This window comes from Streptomyces sp. NBC_01017, from assembly GCF_045162795.1.
In the GTDB taxonomy this organism is placed as follows: Bacteria; Actinomycetota; Actinomycetes; order Streptomycetales; family Streptomycetaceae; genus Streptomyces; species Streptomyces machairae.
On the sequence record NZ_CP108683.1, the window covers coordinates 9,305,024 to 9,325,142 of the forward strand.

The 20,119-nt window shown below is 71.9% G+C and carries 18 protein-coding genes; 11 read left to right on the top strand and 7 right to left on the bottom strand.

Annotated elements, in window-relative coordinates; genetic code table 11:
* Positions 1 to 57: 57 nt before the first annotated feature.
* From OG331_RS42610 to paaE, 7 genes are all read left to right on the top strand, one after another.
* Positions 58 to 1,605 carry a DUF6519 domain-containing protein gene (locus OG331_RS42610; protein ID WP_406207198.1) on the top strand — a complete coding sequence of 516 codons (1,548 nt, stop codon included), beginning with the start codon at positions 58 to 60 and terminating at the stop codon, positions 1,603 to 1,605.
* Positions 1,605 to 2,495: a peptidoglycan-binding protein gene (locus OG331_RS42615; protein WP_406207200.1), complete on the top strand. Its 891-nt coding sequence runs from the start codon at positions 1,605 to 1,607 to the stop codon at positions 2,493 to 2,495. The genes OG331_RS42610 and OG331_RS42615 overlap by 1 nt, the downstream gene beginning before the upstream one ends.
* A 144-nt stretch (positions 2,496 to 2,639) precedes the next feature.
* A complete protein-coding gene (gene paaA, locus OG331_RS42620; protein WP_406207203.1) occupies positions 2,640 to 3,617 on the top strand; it encodes a 1,2-phenylacetyl-CoA epoxidase subunit PaaA in 978 nt (325 codons plus the stop codon).
* Positions 3,614 to 3,907, top strand: coding sequence for a 1,2-phenylacetyl-CoA epoxidase subunit PaaB (paaB, locus tag OG331_RS42625; protein ID WP_328429416.1), 294 nt, complete (start codon positions 3,614 to 3,616; stop codon positions 3,905 to 3,907). Before paaA ends, paaB begins: the two co-directional genes overlap by 4 nt.
* A gap of 10 nt (positions 3,908 to 3,917) precedes the next feature.
* Entirely contained in the window at positions 3,918 to 4,745 is an 828-nt protein-coding gene (paaC, locus tag OG331_RS42630) for a 1,2-phenylacetyl-CoA epoxidase subunit PaaC (RefSeq protein WP_406207207.1), read from the top strand.
* The gene (paaD, locus tag OG331_RS42635) at positions 4,739 to 5,251 is read left to right on the top strand and encodes a 1,2-phenylacetyl-CoA epoxidase subunit PaaD (protein WP_406207210.1); all 513 of its coding nucleotides are present in this window, start codon (positions 4,739 to 4,741) and stop codon (positions 5,249 to 5,251) included. The genes paaC and paaD overlap by 7 nt, the downstream gene beginning before the upstream one ends.
* The gene (paaE, locus tag OG331_RS42640; protein WP_406207213.1) at positions 5,252 to 6,367 is read left to right on the top strand and encodes a 1,2-phenylacetyl-CoA epoxidase subunit PaaE; all 1,116 of its coding nucleotides are present in this window, start codon (positions 5,252 to 5,254) and stop codon (positions 6,365 to 6,367) included. It abuts the gene before it with no gap.
* 96 nt (positions 6,368 to 6,463) lie between these two features.
* On the opposite strand, the gene OG331_RS42645 is transcribed toward paaE, so the two are convergent.
* Entirely contained in the window at positions 6,464 to 8,629 is a 2,166-nt protein-coding gene (locus tag OG331_RS42645; RefSeq protein ID WP_406207216.1) for a hypothetical protein, read from the bottom strand.
* 168 nt (positions 8,630 to 8,797) lie between these two features.
* On the opposite strand from OG331_RS42645, the gene OG331_RS42650 reads away from it, so the two are divergent.
* Positions 8,798 to 9,751, top strand: coding sequence for a Dyp-type peroxidase (locus tag OG331_RS42650; protein ID WP_406207219.1), 954 nt, complete (start codon positions 8,798 to 8,800; stop codon positions 9,749 to 9,751).
* 132 nt (positions 9,752 to 9,883) lie between these two features.
* Here the strand turns inward: OG331_RS42650 and OG331_RS42655 are convergent, their stop codons facing one another.
* A complete protein-coding gene (locus OG331_RS42655) occupies positions 9,884 to 10,264 on the bottom strand; it encodes a DUF5997 family protein (protein ID WP_406207221.1) in 381 nt (126 codons plus the stop codon).
* Positions 10,265 to 10,322: 58 nt separating this feature from the next.
* Between OG331_RS42655 and OG331_RS42660 the strand changes: the two genes are divergently transcribed.
* On the top strand, positions 10,323 to 11,111 hold the full coding sequence (locus OG331_RS42660) for a LysR substrate-binding domain-containing protein (protein ID WP_406207224.1): 789 nt from the start codon (positions 10,323 to 10,325) through the stop codon (positions 11,109 to 11,111).
* 27 nt (positions 11,112 to 11,138) lie between these two features.
* Here the strand turns inward: OG331_RS42660 and OG331_RS42665 are convergent, their stop codons facing one another.
* The 4 genes from OG331_RS42665 to OG331_RS42680 form a co-directional block, all read right to left on the bottom strand.
* On the bottom strand, positions 11,139 to 11,591 hold the full coding sequence (locus tag OG331_RS42665; protein ID WP_406207230.1) for an SRPBCC family protein: 453 nt from the start codon (positions 11,589 to 11,591) through the stop codon (positions 11,139 to 11,141).
* Between the two features lie 58 nt (positions 11,592 to 11,649).
* Positions 11,650 to 14,490, bottom strand: a complete 2,841-nt coding sequence (locus OG331_RS42670; RefSeq protein ID WP_406207233.1) for a beta-L-arabinofuranosidase domain-containing protein — start codon at positions 14,488 to 14,490, stop codon at positions 11,650 to 11,652.
* A 192-nt stretch (positions 14,491 to 14,682) separates the two neighbouring features.
* Positions 14,683 to 15,369 (bottom strand): HAD family hydrolase, encoded by a 687-nt coding sequence (locus OG331_RS42675; protein ID WP_406207236.1) that lies wholly within the window; start codon positions 15,367 to 15,369, stop codon positions 14,683 to 14,685.
* Between the two features lie 19 nt (positions 15,370 to 15,388).
* Positions 15,389 to 15,868, bottom strand: coding sequence for an Lrp/AsnC family transcriptional regulator (locus OG331_RS42680; RefSeq protein ID WP_328429426.1), 480 nt, complete (start codon positions 15,866 to 15,868; stop codon positions 15,389 to 15,391).
* Positions 15,869 to 16,112: 244 nt separating this feature from the next.
* Between OG331_RS42680 and OG331_RS42685 the strand changes: the two genes are divergently transcribed.
* Positions 16,113 to 17,603 carry an FUSC family protein gene (locus tag OG331_RS42685; protein ID WP_406207240.1) on the top strand — a complete coding sequence of 497 codons (1,491 nt, stop codon included), beginning with the start codon at positions 16,113 to 16,115 and terminating at the stop codon, positions 17,601 to 17,603.
* Between the two features lie 417 nt (positions 17,604 to 18,020).
* Entirely contained in the window at positions 18,021 to 19,073 is a 1,053-nt protein-coding gene (locus OG331_RS42690) for a lactonase family protein (protein WP_406207243.1), read from the top strand.
* A gap of 98 nt (positions 19,074 to 19,171) precedes the next feature.
* Here OG331_RS42690 and OG331_RS42695 read toward each other — a convergent pair whose 3' ends face one another.
* Positions 19,172 to 20,095: a sirohydrochlorin chelatase gene (locus tag OG331_RS42695; protein ID WP_406207246.1), complete on the bottom strand. Its 924-nt coding sequence runs from the start codon at positions 20,093 to 20,095 to the stop codon at positions 19,172 to 19,174.
* Between the last annotated feature and the right edge of the window lie 24 nt (positions 20,096 to 20,119).

Sequence of the window (20,119 nt, forward strand, 5' to 3'; positions counted from 1 at the left end):
CGCGCGCCGCCGCCGTAAGCCCTACCCGCACTTTCCTGAACCAGGGGGACCCCCTTCATGCACGCTGATCTCTCCCGCCTCACGTTCCGCCCGGAGCGGCGTTACTCGGCGGTCGTCGCCCAGCAGGGCCGCGTCCAGCTCGACGCCGACATCAACGAGCAGACCGCGATCCAGCTCCACCAGGCCCGCACCCTCGCCGCCGACCTGATCGGCCGGCACGGCGGGCCGCGCGACGCCGCGGGCTTCAAGATCGACTACGTGGGCGGCAAGCACGACATCGACACGCTCCTCATCCACGGCGGCCGCTACTACGTCGACGGCATCCTGCTGGACGCGACCCGCCCGGCGTCCGGCGTGCCGGTCCCGGACGACGACGCCGAGGAGCAGGACACCCCCGCGCCGCCCGGGTACTGGACCTACTGGGACCAGCCCGACGGCTTCCGCGACCCGGAGAAGCCCGGCGACCGGCTGCCCTCGCCGGCCCAGACGCCGTTCGTGGTCTACCTCCAGGTCTGGGAGCGCAGCGTCTCCGCCGCCGAGGACCCCGCCCTGCGTGAGGTCGCGCTCGGCGCGGCGATGCCGGACACCGCGGCCCGCGTCAAGGTCGTCTGGCAGGTGCTGCCGCTGTCCCTGGCCGCCCTCGACATCGAGGAGACCGACCCGTCCAAGGAGGTCGTGCGGGCCGCCTTCGACAAGTGGGCGCAGAAGCAGGCCTCGCCCACCGCACGGCTCGCCGCCCGCAGCGAGCGGCCCGACCACGCCGACGAGGACCCCTGCCTGGTCAAGCCGGATGCCCGCTATCGCGGCCAGGAGAACCAGCTGTACCGCGTCGAGGTGCACGCGGGCGGCGAGGCGAAGGACGCCACCTTCAAGTGGTCCCGCGAGAACGGTTCGGTGGTGTTCCCGGTCGACGAACTCGACGGCACCTGGGTGCAGTTGGCTTCCCTCGGTCACGACGACAAGCTGGACCTGGACGTCGGCGACCACGTGGAGCTCACGGACACGGCGTACGCCTCCCGTCTCGAACCGCTGCCCCTGCTGCGGGTCGAGGAGCTGGACCTGCCGGGCCGCCGGGTCCGCCTGTCCGCCGAGCCCGACCCGGCCGTCGGGCGGCTGCCCCACCTCAACCCGTTCCTGCGCCGCTGGGACCACCACGGGGGACCCAGGCGCAAGGGCCGTACGACTGCCCTGAAGGGCGGTGCGGTCCCCGTGTCGGAGGGGGAGTGGCTGCCGCTGGAGGACGGTGTCGAGGTGTACTTCGCCAAGGGCACGACCTACCGCACCGGCGACCACTGGATCATCCCCGCCCGCACCGCCACCGGCGGCGTCGAATGGCCCACCGACGCGGCCCGGCGACCGCTGCTCCAGGGCCCCTCCGGCATCGTCCGCGGGTTCGCGCCGCTGGCCCTGGTCAAGGGCGAGGGCGGCACCGTCGATCTGCGCCTCGCCTTCAACCCGCTGGCCAGCAGCATCCCGGCCGCCGACGAGGCGACGCTCGCGGCCGAGGAGCAGGCGCGCCGCGAGGAGCAGCGGGCGGAGGACCCGTCCGGCGGGAGGTCGCAGACCACGGCGGAAGCAGAGGCCGCGGCGGAAGGAGACGAGTAATGGCCAAGCCCCTGAGCGCGTCAAAGATGGTCGAGATACTGCGTGCGGAGGGCCTCAAGGTCCACGAGGTCCGCAGCTGGCGCACCCACAACCGCAACAGCAAGGGCCCCTGGGGGCCGGTGAACGGCGTGATGATCCACCACACCGTCACCAAGGGCACCGATGCCTCGGTCAGCATCTGCTACAACGGCTACTCCGGTCTGCCCGGCCCGCTCTGCCACGGCGTGATCGACAAGAAGGGCGAGATCCACCTCGTCGGCAACGGCCGCGCCAACCACGCCGGCCTCGGCGACAGCGACGTCCTGCGCGCCGTGATCAACGAGTCGAAGCTGCCGCACGACAACGAGGCCGACACCGACGGCAACGCGCACTTCTACGGCTTCGAGTGCATCAACCTCGGCGACGGCAAGGACCCCTGGCCCGAGGCGCAGAAGGAGGCCATCGAGAAGGTCTCGGCCGCGATCTGCCGCCACCACGGCTGGAGCGAGCGCTCGGTCATCGGCCACAAGGAGTGGCAGCCCGGCAAGACCGACCCGCGCGGGTTCACGATGGACGGCATGCGGGGGCGCATCGCGGAGCGGCTGAAGGGCGGCGGAGGAAAGCCCGACCCGGACCCGGACCCGAAGCCGGCGCCCAAGCCGAAGCTGGAGCCGTTCCCGGGCAGCGGCTTCTTCCACGTCGGCCAGAAGTCCCCGGTCATCACCGCCATGGGCCGCCGCCTGGTCGCCGAGGGATGCGGCCGCTACGAGGAGGGCCCGAGCCCCGAGTGGACCGAGGCCGACCGCCGCTCCTACGCCGCCTGGCAGCAGAAGCTCGGCTTCAAGGGCAAGGACGCCGACGGCATCCCCGGCAAGGTCAGCTGGGACAAGCTGAAGGTGCCCAACGTGTGACGGTCTGCGACCGGCACTGATACGGCCCAGGTACCCCGCGGGGGTGTCCTGGGCCGTTTTCACGCGCCGGAAGGGTCTTGCTCCCCTGGCGGAAACAGGTCACACTGGATACCGAACGAATGGTCGGTTGGGAAGCGGGAATCGATGACGACTGCACACTCCGCCGAGGCGCCCCCCGAAGAGCCGCTCCAGGAGCACTTCGATGCGACGATCTCGCGCGACCAGCGGATCGAGCCGCGTGACTGGATGCCGGACGGCTACCGGAAGACGCTGATCCGGCAGATCGCGCAGCACGCCCACTCGGAGATCATCGGCATGCAGCCCGAGGGCGAGTGGATCACGCGCGCCCCGTCGCTGCGCCGCAAGGCGATCCTCTTCGCCAAGGTCCAGGACGAGGCGGGGCACGGCCTGTACCTGTACTCGGCGGCGGAGACCCTGGGCGCCGACCGCGCGGACCTGACCGACCGGCTCATCGAGGGCCGCCAGAAGTACTCGTCGATCTTCAACTACCCGACCATGAGCTTCGCCGACATCGGCGTGATCGGCTGGTTCGTGGACGGCGCGGCGATCTGCAACCAGGTGCCGCTGTGCCGGAGTTCGTACGGGCCGTACGCGCGCGCGATGGTGCGGATCTGCAAGGAGGAGTCCTTCCACCAGCGGCAGGGCTACGAACTGCTGATGACGATGATGCGCGGCACCGACGCCCAGCGCGAGATGGTGCAGGACGCCGTGAACCGCTGGTGGTGGCCGTCGCTGATGATGTTCGGCCCGCCCGACGACTCCTCGCCGAACTCCGCGCAGTCGATGGCCTGGAAGATCAAGCGGCACAGCAACGACGAACTGCGCCGGCGCTTCGTCGACATGACCGTCCCGCAGGCCGAGAAGCTCGGCGTGACCCTGCCCGACCCGGAGCTGCGCTGGAATGCCGAGCGCGGACACCACGACTTCGGCACCCCCGACTGGGACGAGCTGATGCGGGTCATCAAGGGCGACGGGCCGTGCAACGACCAGCGTATGGAGCGGCGCAGAAGCGCCCACGACGAGGGCGCCTGGGTCCGCGAGGCGGCCACCGCCCACGCGGCCAAGCAGGCCGCCCGTGCGGAGAAGGGAGCGGCGGCATGAGCGCCGACAAGCAGGGCTGGCCGCTGTACGAGGTGTTCGTGCGCGGCAAGCGCGGACTGAACCACGTCCATGTGGGCTCGCTGCACGCCGCCGACGACCGGATGGCGCTCACCCATGCGCGTGACCTGTACACGCGTCGCAACGAGGGCGTCAGCATCTGGGTGGTGCGGTCCGAGCACATCACCGCCTCGACCCGCGACGAGAAGGACCCGTTCTTCGAGCCCAGCGCCGACAAGGTCTACCGCCACCCGACGTTCTACGACATCCCCGACGACGTCCCGCACATCTGAAGGAGAGGGCATGAGTGACGACCACGTCTACATGACCCTCGCCGAGGGACACGACGACGACACCCGCTGGGCTTACGGCACCGGCTTCGAGGACCCGCTGCACGGCGTCGACACCACCGTGCCCGAGGGCATCGACGCCGGTGAACTGGCCGCCGTCTGCGTCGCGTTGGCCGACGACGCCCTGGTCGCGGCACAGCGCCTGGGCGAGTGGGTCACCCGCGCCCCCGAGCTGGAGGAGGAGGTGGCCCTGGCCAACATCGGCCTCGACCTACTCGGCCAGGCCCGCCTGCTCTACTCCCGCGCCGGCCAGGCCGACGGCACCGGACGCGACGAGGACTCCTACGCCTACTTCCGCGACGCCGGCGACTTCCGCAACGTACGCCTGGCCGAACTGCCCAACGGCGACTTCGCGTTCTCGATCGTCCGGCTGCTGATGCTCTCCAGCTGGCGCCTCGCGCACTTCGAGCGGCTGGCGTCGCACCCGGACCCCGTCCTGGCGGCGATCGCCACGAAGGGCGTCAAGGAGCTGGCCTACCACCGGCAGTACGCGGCGGAGTGGGCGGTACGTCTGGGCGACGGTACGGAGGAGTCGCACCGCCGGATGCGCCGCGCACAGGAGCAAGCGGCCCCCTACATCGGCGAGTTGTTCACGGCGTACGACGTCCGCGACGAGGTCGTGACCGTCCTGCGCCAGGTCACCCAGGCCGCCGGACTGCCCATGCCGGTGTACCGGCCGCTGCCCGGATCCGGCCGCGACGGCGAGCACACCGAGCATCTCGCCCCGCTGCTCGCCGAGTTGCAGGGCGTCGCCCGGGCCCACCCGGAGGCGACATGGTGACCACCCTGCTCGACGCCCGGCGCGCCCGGTACATCGCCGACCAGGTGCCGGACCCCGAGCTGCCCATGCTCACCCTGGCCGACCTGGGCGTCCTGCGGGACGTCGAGCTGACCGAGGACGGCACGGTGGTCGCCAGCCTGACCCCGACCTACTCGGGGTGCCCGGCGATGGCGGAGATGCGGGCGGACGTCGCGGCGCGCCTGCGTGCGGCGGGGTACGAGCGCGTGGAGATCCGCACGGTCCTCGACCCGCCGTGGACCAGCGACTGGATCACCCCGTCCGGCCGCCGCAAGCTCACCGAACACGGCATCGCGCCGCCCGGCCCCGCCCCGCGCGGCGCAGGTCCGGTCGCCCTCGTGCTGTCACCCACCCGGCACGCGGTGACGTGCCCGCGCTGCGGTTCGGCGAACACCGAGGAGACCTCTCGCTTCGCCGCCACGTCCTGCAAGGCGCTGTGGCGCTGCCGCGCCTGCCGCGAGCCGTTCGAGTACGTCAAGGAGATCTGAATGGATGGCCTGAGGGAAGAACCGACGGCTGCGTCGGTACGCCCGCGCCCCCGCCGCCGTCCGGCCTTCCACGCCCTGCGCGTCGCCGCCGTGACGCCCCTGTGCGCGGACGCGGTCGCCGTCGGGTTCGACATCCCGGCGGAGCTCGCCGAGGAGTTCGCGTTCGCGCCCGGGCAGTCACTGACGTTGCGGCGCGAGATCGAGGGGCGGGACGAGCGGCGGTCGTACTCGATCTGCTCGCCCGTCGGGTCGATTCCGCGCATCGGCGTCCGGGTCGTGCCCGGCGGCCTGTTCTCGTCCTGGCTCGTCAGCGAGGTACGCCCCGGCGACACCGTCGAGGTGATGGCCCCCACCGGCGCCTTCACCCCCGACCTCACCGCGCACGGCCATCACGTGCTGATCGCGGCGGGGTCCGGCATCACGCCCATGATGTCCATCGCGGAGTCCGTCCTGGCCGCCGACGACCGCTCGACGGTCACCCTCCTCTACGGCAACCGCCGTACCGACACGGTGATGTTCGCCGACGAGCTCGCGGACCTGAAGGATCTGTACCCGGCCCGGTTCCAGCTCGCCCATGTGCTGTCCCGGGAGCCGCGCGAGGCCGAGGTGCTGTCGGGGCGTATCGACGCCGAACGGCTCTCGACGCTCATCGACGCGCTGGTGGACGTGGAGACCGCCGACCACTGGTGGCTGTGCGGCCCGCACGGCATGGTCCGGGATGCGCAGGGGGTGCTGGCCGGCCTCGGGGTCCCGACCGAGCGGGTGCATCAGGAGCTGTTCTACGCCGACGACGAGCCCGTACGGGAGGCGGTCCACGAGGAGAGCGGCCCGCAGGGGCCGGTCAGCCAGGTCACGATCACCCTCGACGGCCGGTCGACCACCGCCGCCCTGTCGAGGGAGCGGTCCATCCTCGACGGCGCCCAACGGACCCGCCCCGACCTGCCGTTCGCCTGCAAGGGCGGCGTCTGCGGCACCTGTCGTGCGCTGGTCACCGACGGCAAGGCGGACATGCGCCGCAACTTCGCGCTGGAGACGGCCGAGGTGGACGCCGGCTACGTCCTGACCTGCCAGTCGTACCCGGTCTCCGAGACACTGACCGTGGACTACGACAGCTGACGGAAGAGTTGGGTGGCGAGGAAAGCGAAAGGACTATTTCAAGAAGGAGTTGAGAAGGAAGTCCCTTCATGGCCTCGCCACGGCCGACTCTAACAGTCACGCGGGGATCAGGTCGCGCAGGTTTTCGGGGGTCAGGACGCGCGAGTCCGGGTGCAGCCCGTCGGGACGCCGGAGCCCGATGTAGGTGACCGGACCGTCGGGGACCTTCTCGCCGTCCCACAGGGTCGTGGTCGTGGCGTCCATCAGGCCCGTCAGATAGCGCACCGTCAGCTGCTCGCGCTCCACGATGCCCCGCAGCAGCGTCGCGACCGACACCCGGTTCTCCTCGACCCGGTTGGCGGCCGGCGTCCCCCGCAGGTACAGATGCAGCCACTTGGCATGCCACCGGCCGTCGGGCCCCCGCAGGAACGCCAGCGGCAGCGCGACCCGGCCCGGCCCGCGCAGCTCCGACTTCATACGCACGGTACGCGGCTCGAACGGGCGGCCCTGCTGCTCGGCCTCACGCAGCATGAACCCGAAGAACGACTCGTCCACCTCCTCGAAGCCCTCCCCGGCGAAGATGTTCACCTGCGGCACGATGAAGTCGCCGCGCACGGCACCCAGACGCAGATCGATGAACTCCGAGGCGCCGTCGGGTGCTTCGGTGATGTCACCGGAGTGCTCGCCCTCCAGGTCCTTGAGGTTGGTGTACGCCAGCCAGCAGACCGTCGCGTACCCGGCGTCCAGCATCAACGCCGACAGGTCGTAGTCGGTGCGCCGGTCGGCCTCCTTCCAGTACACGAAGAACCGCAGCAGGTCGCCGTCCACCGGCGACAGCGAGCCACGCGGCAGCACGCCGAGCCCGGCCGCGCTCGCCCGGCCGCTGAGCGGCAGCGCGACATCCAGGACGTCGGGGTCGATCAGCAGATGGCCCGGGGCCGGCAGCCGCCGCCGTATCTCGGCGTCCAGCGCCGCAATCAGGCGCTCCCGCTCGGGCGGCAGTACGGGCGGACGGTCGTCCTCGGTGACCCAGGCGCGGCCGAGCCGGTTCACGAAGACCCGGCGCTCGCCGGTGTCCTGCGCGCGGTTGGCGAGGTGTTCGCGCACCGACAGCACCACCCGGCCGGACACGTCTCCCACGACCTCCTCGGCGGCGTCCGCGACGGCGAGGCGCTCGTCCTGGTCGAGGGCCAGCCTCAGGAGCCGGTCCAGGGAGCGGAACAGCTTGCCCGGCGCGGACTTCAGCAGCTTCACGGCGCCCGTGATGTCGTTCATGCCGAGCAGCTCCTCGACCCGGCTGTCGAAGGAGCGAGCCTCCTTCTCGCGCCGGGCGACCGCGAACACGTCGGCGGCGTGCGGCCACCGCGGGTACTCGTGCGGATGCAGCCGCTCGCCGAGCCGCTTCCACGCCTCTCGGTGCGCATGCACGTCGGCCAGCTTGGCCGGGGACGCGGCGACGACCGCGTCCAGGCCCGCGAGCAGCGCGCGGCGCACCGGACGGGACAGCGCCCGGAACCGGGTCGGCGCCTGCAGCGTCACGTCGCCGCCCGACAGGGCGCAGGCCAGCCGCAGCACATCGGTGACGGTGTCCAGCAGCAGCTCCGCACCGGCCTTCAACCGGGCCTCGTTCACGACGGCACGGTTCTCCCGCACGGGGATCGTCTCGGGCTGCGGAGCGTCGACGCAGTGCCCGGCGAGGACGCGCAGATCGCGCAGGTCCTCCTCGCCCAGCGGCGTGCTGCTGCCCGCCAACGCCAGGTACAGGGAGGCGACTTCGGCCTCCGCGTCGCCGCCGAGGTGCAGGACCGTCAGACGGTCGCCCGCCGCGGCGATCAGCTCCTCGTGGTGGCCGAGCATCTCGGTGTAGGTGTGCTGGTAGCGGCCGTACGACGGCAGAGTGAGGAGGTTGACGAGCCCCTCGCTCAGCTGCTCCAGAACCCTGGGGTGTGCGGCGTCGTCGGCCAGCGCCTCGGCCACGCAGCGCATCCAGAAGTCGTACGTGTCCGGCACGTTGGCCGGGAAGTCGGCGAAGTACACGTTGTGCCGCACATGGTCGCCGACCATCTCGCGGACCGTGCCCAGGGTCCGCACGGCGGTGTCGACGACCGTGCCCTCGGACAGCCCCGACAGCCGCGCCAGCAGCTCCGCCGACAGCTTGAAGCCCACGGACATGAGCGCGGCGTCGAACTGCCGTGCCGCGACGGTGCCTTCCCCGGCGGGACCCGCGGGGGAGGGGAGACGGTGGACGTGCCGGATGACCAGGGGTTCGAGACGGTGGACCATCCCGGGATCGTCCCAGAGCGGGGCGAGCGGGCGCACTCGGGTTTTCGTCTGCGAGGCGGGCATCCACACCCCGCGCACGCGCCAGGAGTGCGGAAATTTGGCGGGTATCTTTCCCGGTTCGGCCGGGCATCGTTAGTTGGCGGGGTTTGAGGGTGAGAGAGGGGAAACATGCCGTCGTCGTCGATGCGGTCGATCGATGCACAGCCACAACCGGTACTCAGTCCGCCGGCGCCCGTCGCCGTCTTCCTGGTGGTGACGATCGAGCCGGGCGGCGAGCCCGCCGTGCACGATCTGTTCGCCGGTCTCGCAGGGCTCATACGGGCCGTCGGGTTCCCGAGTCCCGACAGCGGTCTGTGCTGCGCCACCGGAGTGGGATCCGCCGCGTGGGACCGGCTGTTCGGGGACCCGCGTCCCCAGGAGCTGCATGCCTTCAGGGAGTTGGAGGGGACGCGGCACCGCGCCGTGTCGACCCCCGGTGATCTGCTCTTCCACGTCCGGGCCGCCCGCACCGATGTGTGCTTCGCGCTGGCCGCCGAGATCATGAAGCGGCTGCGCGGCGCGGTCACCGTCCAGGACGAGGTCCAGGCCTTCGCCTGCTTCGACTCGCGCAACCTCCTCGGCTTCGTCGACGGCACCGAGAACCCCGTCGGCCAGGCGGCGGCCGACGCGGCGATCGTCGGTGACGAGGACCCCGCGTTCCGCGGCGGAAGCTACGCCATGGTCCAGAAGTACGTGCACGACGTCGACGCCTGGGAAGCCCTCGCGGTCGAGGCCCAGGAGAAGGTGATAGGCCGCTCCAAGCTGACCAACATCGAACTCGACATGCCCGGCTCCCACAAGGACGTGAACACGATCACCGGCCCGGACGGGGAGGAGCTGGAGATACTGCGCGGCGCGATGCCGTTCGGCAGGCCGGGGCACGGAGAGTTCGGCACCTACTTCATCGCCTACGCGCGGACCCCCGAGATACCGGAGACCATGCTGCGCAAGATGTACCTCGGCGGCCCGGAATCAGGCCCCGACCCGATCCTCGACTACTCGGAGGCGGTCACCGGAACCCTCTTCTTCGTCCCCTCGGCGACGTTCCTGGAGGCGCTGCCGGACCGGCCCGCCGCGGACTGATCCCGGCCGGCCGGAGGCGGGCCGCAAGCCTCCACGGGGGCGGCTCGCCTCACCCGGCGACGGCGACGGCGACGGCGACGGCGATGGGGAGGCGGCAGCGGCAGGGAGGTGCCGGCACCGGCGTCGGTGAGGTCAGGACTGCTCCGCGTCCCGCTGCTTCAGGCGGGCCGCCTCCTTGCGGACCTCGGCCTGGGTCGCGCGCTCCTTGACCAGCCACTCGGGCTGCTCCTGCTTCACGGCCTCGATCTGCTCGGTGGTGAGGGCCTCCGTGACGCCGCCGCGGGCGAGCCCGGCAATGGAGACGCCCAGCTTCTGCGCGACGACCGGACGGGGGTGCGGGCCGTTAGCCCGCAGCTCCTGGAGCCACGCGGGCGGCTCCGCCTGGAGCGCGTTCAGCTCGGCGCGCGTGACGACACCCTCCCGGAACTCGGCGGGGGTGGCTTCGAGGTACACACCCAGCTTCTTGGCCGCGGTCGCGGGCTTCATGGTCTGGGTGCTTTGGTGCGACGTCATGGTCCCCAGGGTATCGACTGGGTGAACCGCCGCTGACCACGGCCGGTAACCTGGCCTGGTGACAGGCTCGGAAGTACCCCCGACGTTCCGGCTCGCCTACGTCCCGGGCGTGACCCCCGCCAAGTGGGTGCGGACCTGGAACGAGCGCTTCCCCGACGTACCCCTCACCCTCCACTCGGTGACCGCCGCCGAGGCCCCCGACGTGCTCCGGGACGGCGGCGCCGACGCCGGTTTCGTACGGCTGCCGGTCGACCGTACGGTCCTCAGCGCGATCCCCCTCTACACCGAGACCACGGTCGTCGTCGTCCCCAAGGACCACGTCGTCTCGGCGGTCGACGAGGTGACTGCCGAGGACCTGGCCGACGAGGTCGTCTTCCACCCCCTCGACGACGTCCTCGACTGGGAGCACCCGCCGGGTCAGCCGGCCTTCGAGCGCCCCGCCACCACCGCGGACGCCGTCGAGCTGGTGGCGGCGGGGGTCGGCCTGCTTGTCGTGCCCCAGTCGCTGGCCCGCCTCCACCACCGCAAGGACCTCACCTACCGGCCGCTGGTCGACGCCCCCCAGTCGAGCGTCGCGCTGTCCTGGCCGGAGGAGGCGACCACCGACCTGGTCGAGGACTTCATCGGCGTCGTCCGCGGCCGCACGGTCAACAGCACCCGGGGCCGTACGACGTCCCAGGGCCCGGCCGCGACGGAACAGCCGAAGCGTAAGCGCCCCGAGGCCGGCGGCACCCCACGGCGCCAGCCCGCGGCAGGGGGCCGAAGCGGCCGCACCGGCTCCGGCGGCGCCAAGGGCACGAAGGGCGCCAAGAGTCCCCGGCGCGGGAAGCCTCGCCGCAAGTCGTAGCGGACGGCCGAAGCGCCCGGCGGCCGGCTACCCGGTGTGTTCCGTGAGCCTGCGTTCCAGGTCGCGCAGGTCTTTGCCGATGTTGGAGCGGACATGGCGGGCCATGATCGGCGCCGCCGGCCGGTAGACGCCGCCCGGGCCGCCCCGGACGCGGATACGCGCGCGGGTGCCGTCCGCGTGCGGTTCGAAGGCATAGGTGACGTGCATCGGCACCGGGCCGGCCACGGACACCATGTCGAGCAGCCGGGGGAAGTCGTACGACGCCACGCGCAGCACGTAGTCGATGTGCCGGCCGAGGAAGTGAACCGTCCGTTCGACCTCGGCGCCGACCCCGAAGCCGCCGTCGTCGGCCTCGCGGGTCAGCTCCGCCCTGCGGATGCCCTGGGTCCAGTCGGTGTCGTGGCGCCAGTCCATGGCATACGCGGCAACCCGCTCGGGAGGGAAGGGGATCACCCGCTCCGCCGACACGTCGATCGTCATGGCTCCAGCATCCCCGCGCCGGGAGTCGAGCGCTCGGCGCGGGGACCAGGCCGCCGGGTCAGGAAGCGTACGTCGCCTGTTCGGCCGTACGGACGACCGTCTGCCCGCCTGCCTGGCTCAGCAGACCGGCGCTGACCCAGGCGTTCACGGTGGAGCGCACGCGCGAGACCAGCGCACCCTTGCTGCCGAACGGGGCCCCGGCCCAGATCTCGTCCAGCAGCGTGGTGCCGTCGGACTTCGCGGGGTTGGCGACGCCGGAGTCGGAGTTGCCGAAGATCACCCGGGGTTCCGAGCGCCGGAAGTAGGCGTGGGTCGGGTCCTCGGTGCCTTCGAAGAAGGGGGCGAACTCGGTTCCGGCGAGGGTGTGGTGGAGCGGCTTGCCCGACACGGGCGCGAGCGACGGCAGCAGATCGCCCGACAGACCCGCGTTGTGGTACAGGCCCAACTGCAGATGGCTCGTGGAGGAGTTGCGGCCGACGAGATTGACGGGGCCGTGGAACAGCGTCTGCAACGCAGGGTCGTCGAGCGCCTTCTCCACCCGGAGCCGGAAGGGCATCGAGATCCGCACGGTGTCCCCGGTGCGCCACGTCCGCGACACGGTGAAGTAGCTCCCCGGTGCCGGAGTGCCGCTCACCGCGCTGCCGTTGACCGTCACCCGGAAGCCGGCGGTCGCCCACGACGGCACCCGCAGCCGCAGCGCGAAGGCCGCGCTGCCGCCGCCGATGGTGAGCGTGGTGCCCTGCTCCCGCGGGAACTCGGTCGCCTGAGTGACCGTCACTCCCTTTTCGGACCAGTTCAGTTGGGACGGGCTGTAGAGGTTCACGTACAGCGCGCTGCCGTCGGCGGCCTTGAAGTACACCGAGTCCTGGTACTTGGTGGCGCTCTCCATGCCGGAGCCCTCGCAGCAGGTCGTGCCCTGCTTGGGCGTGTAGTCCCGCACATGTCCAGGCGTCAGTCCGATGAAGTACGTGACCAGCGGCTTCTCGGCGTCTGCCGTGTCCTGCTTGGAGCCGAGGACCTGGTTGTAGAGCGCACGCTCGTAGTAGTCCATGTACTTCGGCTGCTGCTCGTGGAAGAACAGCGTCCGGCTCAGCTTCAGCATGTTGTAGGCACAGCACGTCTCGGCGGTCGTGTCGCTGATCGTGCCCGCGATCACGTCGCGTGCCTTCCAGAACTCGGCGGTGCTGGTGCCGCCGATGCCGTACATACGGTGGGGGACGACCATGCCCCAGAAGTTGCGGGCGGCGTCGAGATAACGGGCCTCGCCCGTCGCGTCGTACAGCCGCAGGTACCCGGTGAAGATGGGTATGTGCTGGTTGGCGTGCAGCCCGTCGAGGATGTCGGTGTTCGCGGCGGAGTTGTCGATGAGCCGGTCCAGGTCGAACAGCTGGGCCAGCGCGAGGTGTTCGGCCTTTCCGGTGATCGCGTGCAGGTCGCAGATCGCCTCCACGATGCCGCCGAACTCGCCGCTGGAGAACAGCCCCCACATACGCTGCAGGGTGGCCTCGGGCAGATTGGACAGCCGGGAGTACATCCAGTCGCACATGCCGGACGCGAGGTCGAGGGCCCGGGCGTCGTCGGTGGTGAGGTAGGCGTCCAGGACACCCCTGAGGATCTTGTGCGCGGTGTAGTACGGCGCCCACACCTTCGTGTAGTCGCTGGCGGTCCTTGTCTCCAGGTCGATGAACTGCGTCTCCGGGTACGCCGCCAGGAACCCGGGGTGGCTGGGCCCGCCCCAGGTGCGGCGCAGGGTGGCGGTGAGGCCGCGGCCGGAGGCATCGGCGAACGTCCCGCCGGAGGTCTCGTCGAAGGCGTACGACGCCAGGTTGCCGCGGCCGGCGGAGGCGTCGGCGGCCCCGCTGCTCTGCAACTGCGTGATCTCGGCGGCGGTGAGCGCGCGCGACCAGATGTTGAACTCGTCGTAGGCGCCCGCGAAGACCGGGTCGGTGGCGAAGTTGGAGCGGCCCAGCCAGTGGTTGGTGAGGGTGCCGAGGGCGGCCGGGGTGAGGGACATCGCCGAGTTGCGGGCCACGGCGGTGCCGTTGACGTACAGCGTCCCGGTGCCGCCCGCGATCGTGACCGCGAGGTGGCTCCACCGGTCGAGGGGCAGCGCGGCGGTCCCGTCGAGGCCCTGCTCGCCGCCCGGCCCGTTGGTCGTGATGGCGAAGCGCGGGACGCCGGCGGCGTTGCGGGCGGCCAGGTACAGGTACCGGGTGTTGTTGTTCCCGAAGTCGAACACCCGCGTCCAGTTGGCGTCGTGGGTGGGCTTCACCCAGGCCGACAGGGTGATCGCGGAGGCACCCCCGAGGACGGCGGCGGGCAGATCGACGTACTGGTAGGAGCCGCGGACGTGCTCGGCGGCGGTGCCGAACCTCCCGCTCACGCTCAGCACCGCGGGGTCCTTGCGCAGCGCCGCGCGCACGTCGGTCAGCGCGCCGACCATGGTGCGGATCTTCTCGACGAACACCTGCTCGCCGGTGCCGGCGTACGCCTGCGACAGCATGGTCAGGAAGTGCCCGGTGTAGTGCCCGCGCAGATTGCCGTTCGCCTCGCCGTCGAGCCCCTCCCAGCCCCCGGGCGCCACCGCACCGCCGGTGGAGAGGCCGGCGTTGGCACGGAAGACCTGCAGCAGCCGGTTCACGTCGTAGCCGCGGGCGTGGTCCAGCATCAACTGCCGCTTGTCGGCGAAGAGTCCGGGCCTGAGGGCCACGTCGTCGAGGGCGAAGGGCTGGACGGTCCAGGTGGAAGGTGTGACGGCCACGGACTGCGCCTCCTGAACGACGGCCGGGGCGGCCGAAGCGGCGGAGGCCCGGCCGGTTGCCGAGTGGCTGATCGCGGGAACCGCAGCGGCGAGGGCCGCGGCCTGGAGGAGGGATCGTCTGGAGAGGGGCTGGGCCATGTGTGCTCCTCCATGAGGGGGGTGGGGGCGCCGGGTGGGGACAGCGGGTGAGGATATGGGGTGTTCGATATTGCGAACGTCGTACGAACAGTCGACCAGACGATAGGGAGGAGGCGGGCGAGGGTCAACGGGTCTGGAGCGGTTTAATTCCGGTCGCGGTTCCGGCCGTTCGGCTCGTCGGTCGGCGGGGCCCTACCTCGTGCGGCGCAGCCAGTCGTACGCCGTCCGCGCCGTGAACTCCTCCTGCCCGCCCCGCAGCAGCAGACCTGCCGTCGCGAACTCCGGGGCGTCCGCCTGGGTGGCCACGTACGGGATGGCGATGCAGCGCATGCCGGCCGCGTGAGCGGAGGCCGCGCCCGGGGCGGCGTCCTCGACGACCACGCAGTCGGCCGGTGTCGCGCCGAGCCGGCGGGCCGCCTCCAGGAAGACGTCGGGGGCGGGCTTGCCGCGGTCGACCTCGTCGGCGGAGACGACGGTGCGCAGATGGGCGTCCAGGCCCGTGCCCGACAGGATCGCCGTGATGGCCTCCAGGGACGAACCCGAGGCGACGGCCAGCGGGACGCCCTCGGTCGCCAGGAGCTCCACGAACTTGCGCATCTCGGGGTATGCGCGCGTGGACGTGCGGGCGAGATCCAGGTAGCGGCGGTTCTTGGCTGCGAGCAGCTCGTCGACGGACGCCCGCAGGCCGTACTCCCGCTTCCAGAGCGTGACTGTCTCCAGCGTGCTGATACCGACGTAACGCTCGTGATCCGACCACGTGAAGTCGGTGACCCCGTGCTCGGCGAGAACCTGCCGCCCCGCCTCGTAGTAATTGGGCTCGCTGTCCACGAGTGTTCCGTCGAGATCGAAGATGACCGAAGTGCTGCCGAGACCGCTCATGGACCCAGGATGTCAAAGGTCATTTCCGGGCCGCCGCCCGCCCGATCGACTCCACCAGCGGCAGCAACCGGTGCGGGACGCGCTCACGCAGGGCGACCTCGCTGCGGGTGCGGACCACGCCGGGCAGGCTGATCAGCTTCTGGATCACGTCCTCCAGGTGCGCGTTGTCGCGGGCCACCACCCGGGTCAGCAGATCGCCCCCACCCGTGATCGAGAACGCCTCGACGATCTCCGGCACGGCGGCGAGCTCGTCGCCCACGTCGTCGAGGTGGCCCTGGGTGACCTCGATGTGCACGAACGCCAGCACCGGATGACCGAGCGCGGCAGCAGAGAGCGCCGGCCCCGTGCCGGTGATCACGCCGTCCCGCTCCAGCCGGTCGAGGCGTGCCTGCAACGTGCCCCGCGCGACGCCGAGGATGCGGGCGTACTCGCGCACGCTGGTGCGGGGCTGCTCCAGCAGCAGCCGCAGGATGCGGGTGTCGAGCTCGTCCACGGCCATGCCGTCCTGCCTCCTTCGCCCCGTGTCCGCATCCGCGTCCGCCACGGACCGTCCTGGTCCGTCCTGGTCCGTTGGCTCGCCGATGGACGTACGGGGACCGTAATACCTGTACCAATGGCTCAGCATTCTAGGCGCCGCTTGAGCCAGACTGCCCCTTGATGCTGCAATGGGCCCGTCGATGGCGCTGCGGATCCCGCGGCGCCTTTTTCATGCCGGAGTACACCGAGCAAAGGGGCGGGACGTAGTGCTGAAGAGGGTGTTCGTGGCGCCGGACCCGGGGCGGGCGCGGCTGCGCTTCGCCGTGCGGGCCGTGCTCGGCATCGGGCTCGCGGTCGTCGTCTGCGGACTGGCCGGTCACTCCCTCGTCGGTGCCGTCACCGGCGGGCTCGCCGCGCTGCTCGCGCTGTTCACCGTCACCGACGCCACGGTCCGCGGACAGGCGGTCACCACCGCTCTGCTGCCGTTCGTCGGCCTGCCCGTCCTAGCGGCGGCTGCCGAGCTCCACGACCAGCCGGTCGCCCGCGACCTCACCTTCCTCGCCGTCGTCGGCGCCGGCGTGTACGCGCGCCGCTGGGGGCCGCGCGGGCACAGCCTCGGTGTGTTCGCGTTCATGACCTTCTTCGTGGCGCAGTTCCTGCAGGCGACCCCGGACCGGCTGCCCGAGCTCTACGCCGCCGTACTGCTCTCCCTGCTCACCGCGTCCGCAGTGCGCTTCGGGCTGTGGTGCTACGAACGCCGTCTGCCCCCGGCGCCGGTACCCGCACCTCCGGGCGGCACCGGCCTGGCCCGCGTGACCACACGGCAGGCGATCCAGGCCACCGCGGGCGCGGGCTTCGCGCTCGTCGTGGGCCAGCTGGTGTCCGGGCACCGCTGGTACTGGGCCGTGGGCGCCACCTGGTGGATCTTCGTCAACACCACCTCGCGCGGCGAGACCATGGTCCGCGGCTTCCGCCGGGTCCTCGGCACGGTGATCGGCATCGGCCTCGGCCTGCTCGTCGCCGTCCCACTGCACGGCGAGACGATCCCGACGGCCGCGCTCCTAGCCGTCTGCGTCTTCGGCATCTTCTACACGGCCGCCGTCTCCTACACCTGGATGATGCTCTGCGTCACGGTGCTCGCCGAGCTGCTCTACGGCCTGCTGGGCGTCCTCGATCCCGCCCTGCTGGCGCTGCGGCTCGCCGAGACCGGCGTCGGGGCACTCGGCGCCGTGCTGGCCGTGCTGTTCGTCCTGCCCGTGACCACGCATGCCGTCAATGACGCCTGGATCCAGCGCGCCCTGCGCTGCGTCCACGCCGCCACCGCCGAGGCCGCCGCACGCCTGGCCGGGGACGAAAGCGCCGACCCGTCCTCGCGGCTCGCCGAGCTGGAGCAGCTGCTCGGCCGGGTACGCCTTGCCCTCGCACCGCTGGTGCATCCGCTGAACCCGATGTCGGCCCGCAAGCGCCGCGCCCGCCACGTCCTGGCCCTGCTCGACGACTGCGCCCGCGAGATCCGCGGCCTTGCCGCCGTCGCCGCCGACCCCGAGGCCTCGCACGACGCCCGCCTGGCCGCGGCGTGCTGGCGCGTCGAGGTCGCGGTCGAGGCGCTGACCGGCGGTGCGGATGTCACCGCCCCCCTCACGCACCCGACGGAGGCGGATCCCGCACTGACCCATCTGCACGGCCTGGAACGAGCCCTGGCCGAACTGTCCCAGCCCCTGCGCACGCCGTCCGGGTCCCGGCTCGTCGGAGCGTGAGAACGCCGGGCGTGCGGGAGATCCTCCGCGATCCACACGCCGGCCGCGCGAGCCGCGCCCGCTCCGCAAAGTCGCTTTGTCGGCCACCCGGAGGGTGGATCAGGAGATCCTCCGGGTACCCCCGCGCCATCGGACGCAAGGAGCCCGCGAGCCGCGCGGGAGCGGCCCGCGGGTGAGCCTCCTGGGGTGTACCCCTGCATGCCCTCCAGGGGAGCGCCACGCCACGCCCGTCTGCCACCGGACCTGCGAGGCGGTGCAGCGGCAGCCCGCCCACCCGCAACACCCCGAGGCCAGAGCCGGGGCCAGGGGCGAGGGACGACCGCTCGCGCCGACGTTTTGAACGGGCTCTTGGTCTAGACCGATGATGATCCGCTGCTACCGTCAGCCCGGACGGCACCCGACCGGAAGGGGACAGCGGTGGCAGAGGGTGGCAGGCGGGCACGGCGGGCCTACATCGGGTCGTTCACGGCGGCCGGCGGCCCCGGGATCGTGACGGCGTCCGTGGCCGCGGGCAGCGGCGCGCTCACCGTCCTGGGAGGCGCGGACGACGTGCCCGACCCGGCGTACCTGGCCCTGTCGCCGGGCGGCGACACGCTCTACGCGGTCAGCGAGACGGCCGAGGGCGCGGTGGCCGCGTACCGCGTGACCGGGGACAAGCCGGAGCTCATCGGATCACCGGTCCCGGTCGGCGCCGGCGGACCCACCCACCTCAGCCTCTTCGCCGGCCACGTCCTGACCGCCAACTACGGCTCCGGCAGCGTCACCGCCGTGCCCGTCCGCGTCGACGGCACCCTCGCGGGCGCCCCGTCCGCCGTCCTCCAGCACACCGGCTCCGGCCCGCACACGCCACGCCAGCAGGGCCCGCACGCCCACCACGTGCAACCCGACCCGAGCGGCCGCTGGGCCGTCAGCGTGGACCTCGGAACCGACTCGGTGCGGGTGTGCACGCTGGCCGGCGGCGCGCTCGACGTGCACCGTGAGATCGCTCTGCGGCCGGGCTCGGGCCCGCGCCACCTGGCCTTCCACCCGCACGGCCCGTACGCGTACGTCGTCAATGAACTCACCCCCACCGTCACCGTCTGCCACTGGGACGCCGACGACGGCACGCTCAAGCCGATGACGGAGACGCCGGTCCTGCCGGGCGGCCCGGCCGGCGACGCCTATCCGTCCGGCATCGTCGCCTCGCCCGACGGCCGCTTCGTATGGACCGCGACCCGCGGCGAGGACGTGCTGTCCACGTTCGCCGTCGAGGGCGAGGAACTACGGCTCGTCGGGACGGTGATCTGCGCCGGCCACTGGCCGCGCGCGCTCACCGAGGCGGACGGGTTCCTGTACGTCGCGAACGAGCGCTCCGGTGACGTCACCTGGTTCGCCCTGGACCCCGACAGCGGGCTCCCGCGCTACGAGGGCTCGATCGAGGTGCCCGCGGCGTCCTGCGTGGTCATCGGCCCGGACGTCGGCAGGGTGTGACCGCATGCCGAAGGGCCCGCTCCGGACGTGGAGCGGGCCCTTCGGCATGACGACTGCGACGCCCACGAGACGCGCGGTCACCTGCACATCGGGCGGCGTCAGCGGACCGGCGTGCCCTGCGCAGCCTGCGGGGCGATGCCCAGCGCCGACGTGTACTTCGACAGGGCGAGCTTGCCGATCGCCGGGTACGGGCCGAGCGCCTCGGCGGCGGAGCAGCCCGCCTCATGGGCGGCCTCCGCGACCACGCTCGGGTCGATCTCCGGCCCTATCAGGTACGGCGCCAGCGCCAGCTGCTGGGAGCCCGAGGAACGCAGCTGCTCGGCGATCGCCGAGATCGAGCCCTCCTGGTCCAGGGCCGCTGCCATCACCGGCACGGCCAGGCGCGCGGCAAGCAGCATGCCGGTGATCCCGGCCGCCTGCACGGCCTCCTCGCCGCCGACGGAGGCGAGGATGATGCCGTCCGCGGCCGTGGCCACGGTGAACAGGCGGGCACGGTCGGCGCGGGCCAGACCGGCCTCGGACAGGCGCACGTGCAGCGCCTCGGCGAGCAGCGGGTGCGGGCCCAGCACATCGGTCAGGTCGGCCGCGACGCGGCTGTCCATCACGGCCTGGCGGATGACGCGCAGCAGCGCGCTGTCCGGGCCGGCGAGCAGCGGCACTACGACGGCGACGGGGCCCTCCGGCTCCTTGGCCTCCACCCCTGCGGCGATCGCCTGCTCATAACGGGCGGCGCGCTCCTCGGCCGCGTGCACGAGCACGGACTGGAGAGTGGGGAACTCCACGTCATCGCCGTCGACGTACCCGATCCGGGCGTCGAGGCCGGGGAGCTCGGAGCGGGCGATGCTCACGACCTCCTCGGCGAGACCGCGGGTCGCGGCGCTAGGCGTGCCCGGCACCGCGAGGACGAGCGCGGGCGCGCCCTCGGGAGCCGCCAAGGGCTCGGGTCGGCGGTGCCGCCCGGGCTGACGAGGTCGCGGCATTCGTACTGGCAGGCCGGACGCGGGCCCAGTGGGGGAGCTCATGGCGACGCATGTTACTGGCTTCTT

Bases quoted from the DNA above. Each gene is read 5' to 3' on its own strand.
- OG331_RS42610 (WP_406207198.1), top strand. From the start codon at position 58: ATGCACGCTGATCTCTCCCGCCTCACGTTCCGCCCGGAGCGGCGTTAC.
- OG331_RS42615 (WP_406207200.1), top strand. From the start codon at position 1,605: ATGGCCAAGCCCCTGAGCGCGTCAAAGATGGTCGAGATACTGCGTGCG.
- paaA (WP_406207203.1), top strand. From the start codon at position 2,640: ATGACGACTGCACACTCCGCCGAGGCGCCCCCCGAAGAGCCGCTCCAG.
- paaB (WP_328429416.1), top strand. From the start codon at position 3,614: ATGAGCGCCGACAAGCAGGGCTGGCCGCTGTACGAGGTGTTCGTGCGC.
- paaC (WP_406207207.1), top strand. From the start codon at position 3,918: ATGAGTGACGACCACGTCTACATGACCCTCGCCGAGGGACACGACGAC.
- paaD (WP_406207210.1), top strand. From the start codon at position 4,739: ATGGTGACCACCCTGCTCGACGCCCGGCGCGCCCGGTACATCGCCGAC.
- paaE (WP_406207213.1), top strand. From the start codon at position 5,252: ATGGATGGCCTGAGGGAAGAACCGACGGCTGCGTCGGTACGCCCGCGC.
- OG331_RS42645 (WP_406207216.1), bottom strand. From the start codon at position 8,629: ATGGTCCACCGTCTCGAACCCCTGGTCATCCGGCACGTCCACCGTCTC.
- OG331_RS42650 (WP_406207219.1), top strand. From the start codon at position 8,798: ATGCCGTCGTCGTCGATGCGGTCGATCGATGCACAGCCACAACCGGTA.
- OG331_RS42655 (WP_406207221.1), bottom strand. From the start codon at position 10,264: ATGACGTCGCACCAAAGCACCCAGACCATGAAGCCCGCGACCGCGGCC.
- OG331_RS42665 (WP_406207230.1), bottom strand. From the start codon at position 11,591: ATGACGATCGACGTGTCGGCGGAGCGGGTGATCCCCTTCCCTCCCGAG.
- OG331_RS42670 (WP_406207233.1), bottom strand. From the start codon at position 14,490: ATGGCCCAGCCCCTCTCCAGACGATCCCTCCTCCAGGCCGCGGCCCTC.
- OG331_RS42675 (WP_406207236.1), bottom strand. From the start codon at position 15,369: ATGAGCGGTCTCGGCAGCACTTCGGTCATCTTCGATCTCGACGGAACA.
- OG331_RS42680 (WP_328429426.1), bottom strand. From the start codon at position 15,868: ATGGCCGTGGACGAGCTCGACACCCGCATCCTGCGGCTGCTGCTGGAG.
- OG331_RS42695 (WP_406207246.1), bottom strand. From the start codon at position 20,095: ATGAGCTCCCCCACTGGGCCCGCGTCCGGCCTGCCAGTACGAATGCCG.